At 44.2% G+C, this 14617-nt stretch carries 10 protein-coding genes and 3 pseudogenes; all 13 read right to left on the bottom strand.

Features of this window, described 5'->3' with window-relative positions:
* Positions 1-133 (bottom strand): 4Fe-4S dicluster domain-containing protein (locus tag IT084_RS19105; protein WP_195713968.1); only part of this gene is annotated, 133 nt, incomplete at its 3' end.
* Positions 134-246: 113 nt separating this feature from the next.
* A pseudogene (locus IT084_RS16400) lies at positions 247-345 on the bottom strand (hypothetical protein); the annotation flags it as partial.
* A gap of 452 nt (positions 346-797) precedes the next feature.
* Positions 798-1526, bottom strand: coding sequence for a sulfite exporter TauE/SafE family protein (locus IT084_RS16395; protein ID WP_195713967.1), 729 nt, complete (start codon positions 1524-1526; stop codon positions 798-800).
* A gap of 56 nt (positions 1527-1582) precedes the next feature.
* Positions 1583-1775: pseudogene (locus tag IT084_RS18330) on the bottom strand (IS3 family transposase); the annotation flags it as partial.
* Positions 1776-2136: 361 nt separating this feature from the next.
* Positions 2137-4035 (bottom strand): TRAP transporter permease, encoded by a 1899-nt coding sequence (locus IT084_RS16385; protein WP_195713965.1) that lies wholly within the window; start codon positions 4033-4035, stop codon positions 2137-2139.
* 580 nt (positions 4036-4615) lie between these two features.
* Positions 4616-4744 (bottom strand): annotated as a pseudogene (locus tag IT084_RS16380) (transposase); the annotation flags it as partial.
* 167 nt (positions 4745-4911) lie between these two features.
* Positions 4912-5916 (bottom strand): TAXI family TRAP transporter solute-binding subunit, encoded by a 1005-nt coding sequence (locus IT084_RS16375; protein ID WP_195713964.1) that lies wholly within the window; start codon positions 5914-5916, stop codon positions 4912-4914.
* A gap of 34 nt (positions 5917-5950) precedes the next feature.
* Positions 5951-7312 carry an MmgE/PrpD family protein gene (locus IT084_RS16370; RefSeq protein WP_195713963.1) on the bottom strand — a complete coding sequence of 454 codons (1362 nt, stop codon included), beginning with the start codon at positions 7310-7312 and terminating at the stop codon, positions 5951-5953.
* Between the two features lie 245 nt (positions 7313-7557).
* Positions 7558-8475 (bottom strand): glycyl-radical enzyme activating protein, encoded by a 918-nt coding sequence (locus IT084_RS16365; RefSeq protein ID WP_243277040.1) that lies wholly within the window; start codon positions 8473-8475, stop codon positions 7558-7560.
* A gap of 164 nt (positions 8476-8639) precedes the next feature.
* Entirely contained in the window at positions 8640-11075 is a 2436-nt protein-coding gene (locus tag IT084_RS16360) for a formate C-acetyltransferase/glycerol dehydratase family glycyl radical enzyme (RefSeq protein ID WP_195713961.1), read from the bottom strand.
* A 103-nt stretch (positions 11076-11178) separates the two neighbouring features.
* A complete protein-coding gene (locus tag IT084_RS16355; protein ID WP_195713960.1) occupies positions 11179-11895 on the bottom strand; it encodes a GntR family transcriptional regulator in 717 nt (238 codons plus the stop codon).
* Between the two features lie 637 nt (positions 11896-12532).
* Entirely contained in the window at positions 12533-13810 is a 1278-nt protein-coding gene (locus IT084_RS16350; RefSeq protein ID WP_195713959.1) for an MFS transporter, read from the bottom strand.
* Between the two features lie 33 nt (positions 13811-13843).
* Complete coding sequence (locus IT084_RS16345; protein WP_195713958.1) at positions 13844-14614, bottom strand: enoyl-CoA hydratase/isomerase family protein; 771 nt, start codon at positions 14612-14614, stop codon at positions 13844-13846.
* Between the last annotated feature and the right edge of the window lie 3 nt (positions 14615-14617).

Raw genomic sequence — 14617 nt, 5'->3', positions numbered from 1 at the left:
TATCGAGCTCGTTTACCAACGGCAGTCCATCTTTGGCCGCCCCGTATACTTTGGCCGGACAAAATTCGATACAATAGCCGCATCGCTTGCAGTTTTTTTCATTAATAGAAATAGCAATGGTTTTTTTCCTCATTTATGGGTAACCTCCATAAATTTGATAAATGGTTTACAAGGACATACCCCCTTCCTCTGTTACAACAAGGGAAGGAGGCTCCCGTAATTATAAAGAAAATTCCTTAACTGAAGTCACCAAGGAATACCGGCTTGGGTATCGATATTGTCCCGTCCGATCCCGTGCCGGCCAATAGCCTTAAGCTTCGGTGCCGCTTCCATCAGGCGGGCCGTTGCCTTGAGCTTCTGATCAACATGGCGTCCGCGTCCTTAATAAGCGGGATGAGAGTGCCTTCCGAAAAATCAGGTGCGATTACTAATTCCGACTTTATATTGTGCACGATAACACCTTTCTTTCTTCAATTACTGATACTTTTTGCTGTTGTTTTCCCGGGCTTCCACTGGATAAAAATTGTTACATCAAAATTGCCGGTAAGAACAATCCCAACCCAATAATATCTGCAGTGATACCGGGTTTAATTAGCGTTATAGCCGCTGCTAAAAAGATGATCCTGCTGCAGTTCAACACCAATTCTTGAAAGTGTATTTTCATCCCATTCCTTAATTACCTGGTGAACATCAATCAACTTTTATTTGTTTTCACAGATCCCTTTGACAGTTACGTGCATGTTCACTTCCCCCCAATGAAAGTGTTTAACTTAATTCAACTCATATAACGGAAAAATTTAATGATGTATTATTAAAACGATACCACTTATAAATAAGAGTAAATTAACATATAACATAAAATGCCTATTTGATAATTTATTATTCAAGACTTTTCCTAAAAGACTTCCCAAAACAAGAAAAGGTATAATTTTTATACTGGTTATAAAAATAGGCTTAGTAATTAATTGAAGCTTAGCATACATTACAATTTTTACAATATTACTAAAAAAAAGTATTCCCGTAAGGGTAGCTACAAAGGAACTTTTACTTAGATTCTTAGTAACAAGGTAAATTGAAATTACTATTCCTCCCGCATGGGCAATTGCTGAAATAATCCCGCCAAAAAAGCTTATAATTATGCCAATGGCTACGTTTAATTCTACTTTTTTAAAAACACCTGGATATTTATATTGAATAAACTGGTTAGAGCTGAAAATAACGGCAATTATACCGATTGTTATTTTCGTCAAACGTGGTGAGGCCCAATTAAGATAATATGTTCCAAGCAGAACCCCAATTAACATACCGGGTAAGATAATAAAGATATATTTCAAATCCCACCTTTTCCAGTATACCCATAATGTAGTAATGTCTGTTGCAAGAAATACCGGAGCCATTAATGTTACTGCTATTTTTGGGTTCATAACCAATGATAATAAAGGAGTTATAACTCCCCCTCCAACACCGAAGGCTGTTTTAAAAAATCCGGCCGAAAGCGCTGCTATTATAGAAAAAAAAGTATACATAATTTTGCCGGTCTCCTATTATTAGAGTCATTATCCCCAAATCGCGTGCTTTCATAGATTTCCTTGCACAGACGATAAACTTTCTTTTTATTAATTACTAGGCCGTGCTGGCGCTGTAAGCATCGTCTGAGTTTGCGATAACCATAAACGTTTTTTTCGCAGGCAATTAACTCTAAACCATTCTTTAATCTGCTCATCACTAACTGGCTGATTGCTTAAAGTTAATGAATATCCTGGAATTTCCCTCCCTACATTATAGTGGATAAGACTCAAATTCCTTTAAGGAGCTATATGGAAGAAAGCCAAGGAGGCAGGTTATAACTATAGCCTGGAAACTCTAATCGATTTGCTATTTACTGCCGCCCTTGGATTAACTCCACCTTAAGAAAAATGAGCAAGTTTGACTTTTCAGCAACCGACAGGGAACTTGACACCTATATCAATTTTCTTCCATGAAGTACTTTTGCTTCCCATATGCAGACGCAAAAAAGCCTGTGCCTGCGATATCGCTGAAAAGACATGGCGCCATCTGAAGTTCTTTTAGCACAAGACTTATCTAAAAGCTTGGTGTAAACCTAACACCGGCCCTGTAAAACATCATGAGGTAAGGTTACTTCTTAACTAATCTCTGTCTTGATAATAGGGTCCGCCCTGCAACTTGTTCGAAAATAAGTATAGCCGCAACCAGAGCCACCAGGACATAACCAATAACATCCATTATATATAATGGGAAAAATAGTAAAATTGATGCCACTCCTAGAAAGATTCTCAACACCGGGCTATTTATTGGTCTCAAAAAAGCTCCACTTAATGCTCCATTAATCGCACATATGCCTACCAACAAAGTAAAAATATTAAATAATATGCTGGTCAGGCTGGCATCGACAGCTCCGAGAAGAATTTGTGGACGAAAGATTAAGTAAAAGGGTATAATAAATCCTGCTATACCCAAACGGCAGGCGATCCATCCCGTTTTAAACGGATTGGATTCAGCAATAGCAGCTCCTGCATAAGCGGCCAAAGCCACCGGCGGCGTGATGTTGGCAATAACACCAAAGAATAGTATAAACATATGAGCTGAAATTGGCTCAACCCCCATTGTTACCAATGCAGGCGCCACTAACACTGCCAAAATAACATAGCAAGCAGAAGTCGGAAGACCCATACCCAGTATTATACTGCTGACCATGGTTAACACCAGAAGGATAATCAATTTCCCCCCGGCAAGATCTATCATAATTGAAGTCAGGTTCAGGCCCAGACCTGTCAACATTAAAACACCAACGATAATTCCGGCACATGCACACGTTAAGGCTACCTCTAGAAGATTTCTTCCACTTCTCTCCAGGCATTCAAGTAACATGTTAAAATTAAAACGCTCTTGCCTGTTGAATAAACCCAACAGGGGAATTAAAACCAAGGCGATAATCGCACTCCTTGTCGGGGTCGCACGCAATACTACCAGGAAATATATTAAAACAACCAGTGGCACAAACATAATCCACTTCTGAACAAGAACAGACCACTTATTAGGAACCTCATTAATACCACTGGCCTTAATTTTCAAAGCCTCCGAATCCACTGCAATAAACAGGCTAAGATAGTACATTACAGCGGGAATAATTGCTGCTATTACAATTTTTACGTAAGGCTCTCCCATGACTTCCGCCATAATAAAGGCGGCAGCTCCCATGATAGGAGGCATTAGCTGGCTGCCGGTTGAGGCTACCGACTCGACTCCCCCTGCAATTTCTGGTTTTAAACCTATCCTTTTCATCAGGGGAATGGTAAAACTCCCGGTACCGACCACATTGGCAACCGCACTCCCCGAAATCATACCCATGAAACCACTTGCTACCACAGCAATTTTAGCAGGACCACCCCGTATTCTACCAAAAAAGGCTTGCGCCAACTCTATAAAAGCCATACCCGCGCCTGACCGCTCGAGGAAGGCGGCAAATATTACAAAAATTGCAACCAAAGATGTAGAAGCACCAAGAGGGGTACCAAATATTCCATTTGTGGTCAGATATAAGTCATTTGCGATTCGAGTCCAATCATATCCTGCGTTGGTAAAAGGCTCGGGAAACAACCGACCATACCGTGCATAAAATATAAATAAAAGAGCTATTGCGGGTAAAAACCATCCAATCAAACGACGTGTTCCTTCCAATAAAAGAACAACCAGAGCAAGTCCCATAACAACATCTATAATGCTGGGATCACCCACCCTTTGTGATAAGCTCTCATATTGATTAAATCCGTAAATTCCAATTACAAAAGTTATTACAGCTAAAAGAACATCCACTGCACGCCACCCAATTTTTCTGCTGCTGATAGGTTTAACCAAAAATGTGATTGATAAGGCAAAGGTTAGGTGGGCAAGCCTTTGTTGAAAAGCGGGTAGCTGACCAAAGGCAGCGGTATAGATCTGAAACAAGGCAAAACCTATGCTCAGTATTTTTACTATCTTTACCAGATAATTTATATGATTGCCAAGCCTCATCATTTTACCCCCTATCTAAATGCAGTAAAGCTTTAAATAGCTTTTACTAACTGCCTTTTTCAAATTTATAACCCTGGGCGGTCTAACCCACAATCCACCCCCTGTTTACCCTATCATGTCTCCCGGGGTCTGTGACCTAAAATTACTTCGTTCAGCATAATGGAGGTGGGTGGGGAACTGCAACTCGTATATGCAGGGTTATGCCTAATGGAGAGTTACAATTTTCCCCACCCAAGGTTAAGTCCTTATTTTTATATTTGATTTTGATTATAAAGATAAAGATTTATATTGCCGCCGCAGGGGTTGTGGATATGTGTTCAACGCAAAGCGTTACCCAAGTGATTGCGGACCCTGTGCGTTTTGAGGCAAAATTGACTTATTTGCTCAAAAGATACCACGGATTACCTGATGATCTTAAAGAGTAACAACCGGTTGTCCACATGAGCAGCATATCCATAACCCCATGGAACCGGTTAAGCTACCGCTTAAAGCTGATTTTTACGGTATTTGCCAAGCACATTTTCAGGGTCATATATGCGCTTTTCCTTGCTCTTTGATTTTTCTGATTTTGATGTACAATCGCTTGGCTGATCTTTCGGGCAGAGACCCCGTTGACTACCATTTCCATCAGGGTCAGCACTAGGACCTGCTCGGTGCGTTGGTACCAGGCGAACATCTCGGTGGAAAACTGGCCGTTACGGAAACGCGTAACACTGCAAAAGTTCTTGATTTACGGTAATCTGGTATTGAGCCATACAAATTCCTCCTTCTAAGGAATTTGTATGGCTCCACTATTTTTTCAGCAACCCGATTTTAAACAATTATACAGACTCAACTTTAAGCGCAGGGTATGACAACTGCAGCTTTTTAGTCGCCTGTTTACAATAAACCTGCCTCTTTAAAATATTTTTCCGCACCGCTGTGGTAAGGAATAACCCCTTCGATGCCCCTCTTAATGTTTTCTTTTGACCATTCTTCCCCCGAAGGGTGAGCTTTGGCAAGTCGATCAGTGTTCTCTAAAATAACCTTGGTAATATTGTATACAGTTTTTTCATTAACCGTTTCATCAACTAATAAAATAGTAGGTACTCCAATAGTTGCAACAGTCTGTTTTTGATTGTTGTATGTGTCAGGTGGAATTTGGGCCTTAACCCAGTATGGGTGTTGTTTCAATAGACTTGTTATGTGTTCGTTGTCTATCTCTATGAACTTAACTTCATGAGTCATGGAAACTGCAGAAGGTGCAGGAGCTCCTAATGTTCCAACATAAATTACGGCGTCGACATGTCCATCCACCAAAGCGTCTGCACCTTCCTGGTGGCCTAGATACTCAGGTGTCCAATCCTTTTTAATCTCCAAACCATAAGATTTCATTATTTCAGTCATGATACCGTTTGCAACGCTACCAATTGCACCTATGGATATTTTTTTCCCTTTAAGGTCTCCTATGGAGTTTATGCCGTTTTTTTCAAGTGTATAGACTTGCGCTACCAGCATGTCACCTCCCAGCATTGCCTTGATATGTTTGATAGGCTTATCCGAAAAATCTCCCAATCCATTATAGGCATTGTACGCAATATCGGACGTGACCATAGAAAGCTGGACCTTTTTAGTGCCAATCAACTTCATATTGTCCGAAGCACCGCCAGTTACCTCAGCTGTAATTTTTATATTTGGGTACTCCTCCTTGACTAAATCGGAAATAGTAGCGCCGATAATATTCCATGCTCCACCCACTGAAGATGTTCCCAAAGAAAGGAATTTTTTTTCAGAATTATCACTATTTCCGTTTTGTACCTGTTCTGTTTTTCCCCCACAGGCACTGACTAAAACTGATATTATTAATATTGATAACAAAACCAACCACATTTTTTTATTTAACATAACTCATCTCTCCTTAGTTAGCTATATATTTAATTTAGGGCACCAATAATTTACATAGATCCCTCATGTTGCTAACAACCTCTAGATTTAAACATTTCTCACATATACGTAATACTTTTTCTTCTCCCAGCACCTCTATTGAGAGATTTGTAAATTTGTCAACTATTTCTTTGTCATCTAAAGGGTTCTCCGGTGATCCTTTTGCATAATCTAATCGTTTAGTTAAATGCCTTCCGTCGTGCGTGAAAATTTCTACAATGCCCCCCCACACTTCAGGATAAACATCTTCCATTACCTTGTCGCCAACCACGCTAATGCGATCGGCAAGGTCCAAGATTTGTGAATCGTTTCTTCTTTCCGACGAATACTGTATCCCCTCGACCTTACCGTAAATAGCAGCCATTGCCATGTTATATTGGCAGTTGTGACTATAAAGTTCATTCCTATTTATGATGGGAGCACCGGTTTCACTGATATGGACAACCATTTCCTTGATTTGGCTGGCAGTTAGGTTTTCTTCCTTCATCAATTCAAACATGGCATCCAAAGGAGCATGTATATATCTACAGCAAGGATATTTCTTAATGGCTGTTCTCATAATTTCGTAACGCGTTCCCAATTCTTCAATAAGTGTTGGAAAAGAATATGCACCCGAAAAGGCATCAAAAATGTTAAATTTCCCATCCAAGACAGCAGGAGCTGCCGTAAAACCATTAGCCGCTAAAAGGGCAGCCGTAACCCCGTTGCGAGCCGGAACACCCGTCTGAAAAGATTTCATATAGTGATCCGGTTCATTCTCCCATGCATTTATGCCACAGGCCTGGGATCCAGCCAAGCCCAAGCAGTATGCATATCTTTGCTCATCCAAGCCCAATATTTTGGCCGCCCCGGCCGCCGCCCCAAAAGTTCCACAAACAGAGGTGGGGTGAAAAGACCTTGCATACTGGAGAGTGCTATCCAAAGCCAGACTAATTCTGCACTCTATGTCATAAGCCAATACCAGCGCATTAATAAATTCCTTACCTGAGCAACCGACCTTTTCGGCTACCGCAAGCAGTGCTGGAACCAAAACTGCTGCGGCATGTGTACAAGAAGCTAAGTGTATATCATCTAACTCCAAATCATGGGCCATTGTACCATTAGCCAAGGCGGCATTAATCGCGTCTGTTTTTCGTATACTCCCGATTATCGTTGATTCAGGAACCCCTCCCAAGCTGCTGACAAAAGAAGTAATATTCTGACCCGTACTAAACTTAGAAGCACCTATAATCACTCCCAAAGTGTCCAAAAATACATATTTTGCCATTTTTACCGCTTCTTGAGGTAAATGTTCAAAACTCGTCCCGACCGCATACTCTACCAATTTTCTTGTTTCGCCATTTCCTACCTTGTTCATAAAACCCAACCTCCTATCTCAATATTTTGCAGTAAAGCTTTAATAGCACTTACTAACTGCCTTTTTTAAATTTATCACCCTGGGCGGTCTAACCCACAATCCACCCCCTGTTCTTTTAATTAGTTTGTTGAAAGTCACCCTGCCACTTTCACCTGCTGACTACCAAATTAAACTTTTCCGAAAATTTTTCCGCCAGTACGGCTAAGATGTCTTGTACTCGCCAGTTATCGTAGGCCTCATCCTTGTTACTTGCCCCCGACTTGACAATTGAGGCCCAGTGACTTGAATTTCTGGGCTATATGTTCCATGCTTTCTTTCGGCGGTACCGGGATTTGTTCAAGACTGTATTCCCTATTCAACTGCCTATATTTACCAACGCCAAACCGGTGGTAAGGCAATAGCTCAACCCGGGAAATTTTCAAACCGCCAAGGAACTCCGCAGCTTCATCTATATCCTTCTCGGAATCATTCAGGCCCGGGATCAGGGGCATGCGAATTATTAGTGAAAACCGATGATTCGGCGACAGCCCGGAAATATAACTTATATTTGACAGGATAGTTTCATTTTTAACGCCGGTAAGTCTTTGGTGCTTAAAAGCGTCCATACACTTGAGATCGATATAAATCTCGTCTAGGATATCCAGGCAGTCCCGTAAAATCTCCCGGTCACAGTAACCGCATGTTTCAATGGCGGTATTGAAGCCCCGTCCTTTGGCAGCCTTTAAAAGAGCTGTTGTAAAAGCCGGCTGTAAAAAAGGCTCCCCGCCGCTTACAGTCAGCCCTCCGCTACCGTATTTGAAAAATACGGAATCTTTATTGAGTTCTGAAATCACCTGGGAAACCGTCATTTTTCTGCCAGCCATGTTGCGGGCGCCACTGGGGCATACAGATGCACAATCGCCACAGTTATTACATAACTTACGGTCTACCTCCAAACCAGGTAACGATCCAATCGCCCCGATTGGGCAGGCTTTAACGCACTGGCCGCACGCAATACATTTGTTGGCCTGAAAAAGCATTTCCACATAGGGGTTTTGGGATTCGGGATTACAGCACCATTGACACCTTAGAGGACAGCCTTTTAAAAATACCAGGCTACGAATGCCCGGGCCGTCATGTATCGAAAACCTTTGTATGTTTAAAACCAAACCCTCAACATTCATAATATTCATATGAGAACTCCCCTTGGTAATCATCCATATCTACACCACCAACCAACGAAGATTTAACCACGCTGCAAAACAAGGCAGAGGGGGGGGAGGACGAAGACTCCTGCCCTCCCTCTGTGCCCTTTGCAGAGGGTTACTAGAACCTGCATTGAGGGTGATCAGAATGCCGCATACGGTGTTCTGTCGATGATATCATCCTGTATTTCCTTGTCTAGTTCGGTGAAATAGGCGTTATAACCCGATACCCGAACAAGCAATGTGCGGTAATTTTCAGGGTGAGCCTGTGCGTCAAGCAGGGTCTCCCGTGATACGGCATTCATCTGGACGTGGCTTACACCCAAGTCTGTAAATCCGCGCAGCAAGGCAACAAGTTTTTGCGGATCTTCTAAAGCCGAAGGCGTAAACCATAGATTGAGAATAGATGGTTCACCGTGAAGGACATGGTCAAGTTTGGAAGCAGATTTTAATATCGCTGTTGGTCCGTTGCGATCACAGCCATGAACCGGTGAACTGGCATCAGCTAAAGGCATGCCGTCCAGACGACCGTTAGGTAAAGCTCCCACCACCTTGCCGAAAGACACGTTGGCCCCCAATGATATAATAGATATCCCAGAAGCTCCGTCCGCCCCTCTCATATTATTGGGATAAGCCCTCACTACCTTTGCCACGAGCGCCCCTACCTCGCGGGCTATTGAATCAGCCAGGTCATCGTCATTGCCATATTTGGGCAGGTTCAATATCCTCTGGCGAAGTATCTCCTTACCCGAGAAGTTTTCATCAAGGGCGGACAACAATTCTTCCCAGGTCAATTCTTTATCCTCATATATTAATTTTTTAATGGCCACCAGGGAGTCTACCGTGTCAGCGAAGCCAACCACCGAAATGTAAGGATTGAAGTTATACTTGGCTCCGCCTCTGGTCTTATCAAGACCTTTTTCAATGCAGTTTTCGATTAATGTGGAATGAAAAGGTGTGGGCAAAAGCTTTGCGTGTACCTCTTCGACAATCAGGTTAGCCGTCTGCCAGCCCTCTATCATGTATTCAACCTGTTGCTTTAAAGCCTTCATAAGATCTTCAAATGTTGAGAAACTGCGGGGATCTCCTGTCTGTGGGCCGACCTGGCGATTCCCCTTTTTCCAGAAGCCGTTATTTAGGGCGAGTTCCAAGGCCGCGGCCAGGTTCATAAGTCCGCCATAAGAAAAGCCGGGTTCCTTACAGGGTAACTGAACCGCGGGACACCCTACCAGGGTATAGTCCCTGGCTTCCTGCAGGGGCACACCTTTGGCCATCAGTTGCTTTATGCAGACATCATCGTTAAAAATTGACGGGTGCCCCATACCGCTTGCCACCAGTTCCGCTATTTTAATTAGGTACTCTTCAGGGCTGTTTTTATGGAGGCGAACCCGGATGGCGGGGTTTTGCAGGCCGACGTCTATTGACGCCTGCAGGCACAACAGCGACAGGTCATTAGTAGCGTCGAGGCCATCTTCTGTCTGGCCGCCAGTGCAGAGGTGCTGTGGCCTCAATCCAACATGAAATCTGGCGACAGCCTCCTTCTTCCAATAATTAATCTCGCTGAATTTGACCCATAAACACTGGATATACTCTAACGCCTCGGCTAGAGTCAACTTACCCTCATCCAGGTCCTTTTTAAAGTACGGGTAAGCCCACTGATCAAACCGGCCCGCCGAGTCCCCCACGCCACCAGACTCGATGCGTATGACCATCAAAATAAACCAGAAGGCCTGCAGGGCTTCCGGGAAACTCCGGGCGGGCTTGGCGGGAACCCGGCGGCATGTCTCAGCGATCTTAATAAGTTCCTCACGCCTCGTAACTGAATCAGCTTTTTCACTGAGCTCCAACGCCAGGTCGGCATACCGGTTGGCGTGGGCAATCACCGCATCAATTGTTATCAACATGGCTTCGTAAAGTTCTTTCTTTTCAATTGCCCCGCTATCGGTCAGTTTTAATGCCCGGAGATACTTTTGCACCTCTTCCTTAATACCTTCCAGGCCCATGGTGAGAACCTTGGTAGAAAACACCGAATGGCCCGCACCCATGGAAGCTTGCAGCGAGTGGTCAACAATGCCCGTGCCAATGATAGGGTACTCGTCAGGATTCAAATAGAGCAGGTTAGATAATCCCTGAAGCCTGCGGGTTTTGCTGTAAACCAGTTCGTCAGTAGATTTGCCTTTCCAATAGGGGAATACCTCACGCTTTAAAATTTCCTTGTCCTCTTCGCTAATTTTTACGGGATCCCAGGGGCGGGTATCCATTGTGTCCAATTCTTTTTCCAGATTACCGACCTGTATTTCCGGAAACAACAGGCACTCAAGGGGTTTCGTTCCCTGGTTGCCGACTATCAGCTCACCGTCGGCTATATTTATGCTCATCTCCTCAAGAATTTTCTTGAGGGCCATGGCCCTACGGATAACGATAGGCTGACCTTCAGTTTCCTGGTAAGCTCTCGTAATAAGAACAGCCCTTTCACTGGAGGCCCATGGCGTTGACTCGACAACCCGCTTTTTAAGTTGCTTTACCCGTTCGGTCAGGCCAATTTTAAAAACCTGATCATCCAAACTCAAACTCAACATGTAAAAACTCTCCTTTCACAATGAAATAGGTTTTGGAATTCATTTAGAAATTTATCCATCCTATCTCATTTTTTTGGATCCATTCTTTAAATAACTCCATTTATTAGCTTTTTTGAAAATATTCATCCTCATTTATATTTATACAGCTCAAGTACTCCGCAAGGCGGTCTTTAACCCCACCGATATGCGCCTCCAGAGCTTCTTCCGCTTTAACAATGTCTCCGGCCTCGCATCCGTCCAGGATCAGCTTATGCTCCCTGGCAATATGGTCCATAGAGCTTAAGGATGAGGTAAAAAGCCTGAGATACCGGTTCATCTTGACTCGTATATCTTTTAATAAATCAATAAGAACTTTATTTTCAACTTCTGCGTACAGTTCCAGATGAAACGCATCATTAAGCTCAAATCCGAATTCACGATCATTATCAATATCTTTCATCTGGTCAATAATTTTTTTCAACAGTTCCAGTCTTTCTTTTTTCATAGGAATAGCCCGGCGCAGGGCAATTTTCTCTATCTCCAGCCTCACATCCGCCAGGTCTTTAAATTCCTTAACCGAAACTTCGGCAACCCTTGCCCCCTTATAAGGAATTACGTTCACCAAACCTTTGGCGGCTAGTTCCCTGATCGCCTCCCGGACCGGCATGCTGCTTACGCCGAACAGCGCGCTGATTTCCTCTACCGGCAGGTTTTCCCCGGCCTTTAATACCCCTTTAATAATCGCCTCCTCGAGAATTTTGTTGATTGCTCCGGCTGTCGTACCAGTCTTAAGCAGACCCCCATTTTTATCAAGAAAACCCTTCAGGCCTTCGCTATTCATAATCCTCCCGCCTTTTTAGATTTAAAAATTTTTTTGATTTTTGATATTTGATTTTTGATATTTGATATTATATATTGTCTAATGCTATTTTTCAACCATTTTTTAGACAAAAAGTTTTATAAAACATCCTTTTCCCTAAACCCCCATGAAATGCAATTATTCAAAGAAGCAATGGAACCGGGCAATGGATCCATCGTAGCCCGGCGGCACGATATTTCCTCATCCCTTGTAAACCGGTGGGTAAGAACCTATGTTCGTTTTCTTGTAATATGGTTTTGTGCTCTGTTGAGAAAAAGTTGCTTTTATTGGTTTGCAGCTGCCCTTTTTCAGAATTAAGTGTACCGTATTTTTACCTGGCACCGGCAGAATGCTATGAAATGCTGCGGAAAAAACAACTGGAACTGGCAAAAACTGGCAGCAATTTCTTATAATTCGTAATCCACTGCTAGGGTTTTTGCTTAAAGTTGTAAATCTATAGGTGTTCATTGAGTTGCTTTCTTGCATACCCATTTGTTGACTAAAAATATTAACTGTTTCCGAAATCACCTACTATAAATATATAAAAGCAGCCTAATACATCGATTGACCACTACCTTACCTCGTATAGGAGGTCTTTTTTCTAAAAACTTTCTATGATTTACTTACACAGCCGTGCTGTTTCACCGGTAGGGGTTACAGTGGGTGACCGCATTGCTGAATATATAAATGCCCCTGCGCCAACCAAAGCGAAAACCGACAGAATAATCCAATCCCAGAAGTATCCAAAATTGTCCGCCACTGCACCAAACAGAGGCGGCCCGATAATTATTCCGGCCCAGCACACCGCCAGGGTAAACCCGGTAACCGAGCCCGCCAGTTCGGGGCCGGCTATCTCGGCTCCCAGTGTTATAAACAGAGCGTTCCACCCCATGAATGTAAATCCCACCATCGCACTTAGGCAGTATACCAGCGATACGGCGGAATCACCGGATAAAAAAGCCAGACCCAGACCACAGGCGAATGCTAAAAAGCAAAGTATAATCATGGGTATTTTTCTGTTTCCCCCGAAAAAACGGTCGCTGATTAACCCCCAAGCTATCCTTCCCGTAGCCCCGGCCAGCATTAAAACCGTCAGGCAGGCACCGGCGGCCCTCATGGAAAAACCTAGGTCCTCTTCCAGAAACAATACCAGAAAAGATGTTATCGATGTCTGGGAAAAGGCCAGCAGCATGGCAACAACCGAGAGGATCAGTAAATCCGACTTAGACCCCGGGCCGGACAGAATACTGCGCCAGTCCGGTCCCTTAGTGCCCGGACCTGATGCGCCTACGGCGGGGGATGAAACCCTCTGTGGGCTATCCCGGTAACCTAGGACCACCGATAGGGCCACAGCCAACATTAAAACGCCGGTAAGCACCACCGCCCACCTCCAGCCAAACTTCCCGGAAATGGCCGGAAGCACGACTGCCCCCAGTGCCCCCCCAAAGGTGACACCAGTCTGCTTTATACCCATGGCAGTGGCCCTGCCCCCGGAGTCAAACCACAACATTAATCCTTTGGTGGATATCTGGTTGATCATACCGTATCCTATTCCGGCTATCGCCGCCATCACCCAAAAGGCCACAAAAACCTTTATGGTCGCCATTGCGGCAAAAGCCACTCCCATGGAAGCCAGGGCGATAACCAACATAAGCCGGGAACCCCATTTATCCACCGCCACCCCAGAAGGAATGGCAATAACCACCGAGGCAAAATACAGCACCGAGACAATTGCCCCTATCTGAGCCCGGGTAGCGTCAAACTCGGCCCGCAAAAAAGGGGCCAGAGGCCCCCAAGAATATGCTCCCATAGACATTACCAACTGAGCTAGGGTAAGCAGGGCCAGTATCACCCAACGGTAATTACCTGTCGATACGTTGACACTATTGCTGTTCATAAGCTTCCTCCGGAATGTTATTAAGGGGTTTCTCTAAATCCCCTGGAACACAGGCTTGCGTTTTTCCAAAAAGGCTTTCTGGCCCTCGGCATGATCCCGGCTCCTGAACGCTTCTAGAGACAGTCTTTCAAAATAATTGCTCTGTTCTTCGGTAAAGGGATCGAAATCCAAAATGGCGTTCAATATTTTCTTGGTACCAGAAACAGACAAGGGAGCGTTTTCGCATATTTCAGCGGCCATACCCTCTACAGTGCTTTCCAGTTCATCCCTTGCCACCACCAGGTTGACCAGGCCTATTTCCAGAGCCCTTTTGGCGCTTATCAACTTTCCGGTATAAAGGAGTTCCTTAGCCACCGTCACACCCACAGCCTCGGCCAGCCTTTTGATGCCCTCCCGGTGATAGACCACCCCTATTTTGGCCGGTGTTATACCGTATCTAACATCATCTGCAGCTACCCTTATATCGCAGTTAAGACTCAAGTCCAGCCCGGCCCCCACCACGATGCCGTTGTGCATGGCTATAACCGGAAGCCTGGATTTCCTGATATGACTAAATGTCTCTTCCAAAAAATTCTGGGCCGCTCCGTCGGTATCTATTCTATCTATGCTGAAGCCCGCGCAAAAGGCCTTTTCCCCCTCCCCTCTCATTACCACAACCCGCAAGCCCGGGTCGGCCTCCAGTTTGTCGAATATTTTCCGGAGTTGCTTTAATATATCAAAATCCAGGGCATTTCTTTTGGACGGGTTGTTTATGGTTATGGTGGCAATGCTGCCGCTAACACTTACCTTTACCTTTTCTTCCATGTT

This window comes from Desulfallas sp. Bu1-1 (assembly GCF_015594625.1).
Taxonomy (GTDB): Bacteria; Bacillota; Desulfotomaculia; order Desulfotomaculales; family Desulfallaceae; genus JADNRQ01.
Note: the sequence above shows the minus strand (reverse complement) of the source record. Positions and strands in the feature narration are given on the sequence as shown.

What these genes read in the sequence shown, in the direction of transcription:
- IT084_RS16375 (WP_195713964.1), bottom strand. Translation starts at nt 5,916, where the DNA reads ATGTTAAATAAAAAAATGTGGTTGGTTTTGTTATCAATATTAATAATA.
- IT084_RS16385 (WP_195713965.1), bottom strand. Translation starts at nt 4,035, where the DNA reads ATGATGAGGCTTGGCAATCATATAAATTATCTGGTAAAGATAGTAAAA.
- IT084_RS16395 (WP_195713967.1), bottom strand. Translation starts at nt 1,526, where the DNA reads ATGTATACTTTTTTTTCTATAATAGCAGCGCTTTCGGCCGGATTTTTT.
- IT084_RS16365 (WP_243277040.1), bottom strand. Translation starts at nt 8,475, where the DNA reads ATGAATGTTGAGGGTTTGGTTTTAAACATACAAAGGTTTTCGATACAT.
- IT084_RS16360 (WP_195713961.1), bottom strand. Translation starts at nt 11,075, where the DNA reads ATGTTGAGTTTGAGTTTGGATGATCAGGTTTTTAAAATTGGCCTGACC.
- IT084_RS16345 (WP_195713958.1), bottom strand. Translation starts at nt 14,614, where the DNA reads ATGGAAGAAAAGGTAAAGGTAAGTGTTAGCGGCAGCATTGCCACCATA.
- IT084_RS16355 (WP_195713960.1), bottom strand. Translation starts at nt 11,895, where the DNA reads ATGAATAGCGAAGGCCTGAAGGGTTTTCTTGATAAAAATGGGGGTCTG.
- IT084_RS16350 (WP_195713959.1), bottom strand. Translation starts at nt 13,810, where the DNA reads ATGAACAGCAATAGTGTCAACGTATCGACAGGTAATTACCGTTGGGTG.
- IT084_RS16370 (WP_195713963.1), bottom strand. Translation starts at nt 7,312, where the DNA reads ATGAACAAGGTAGGAAATGGCGAAACAAGAAAATTGGTAGAGTATGCG.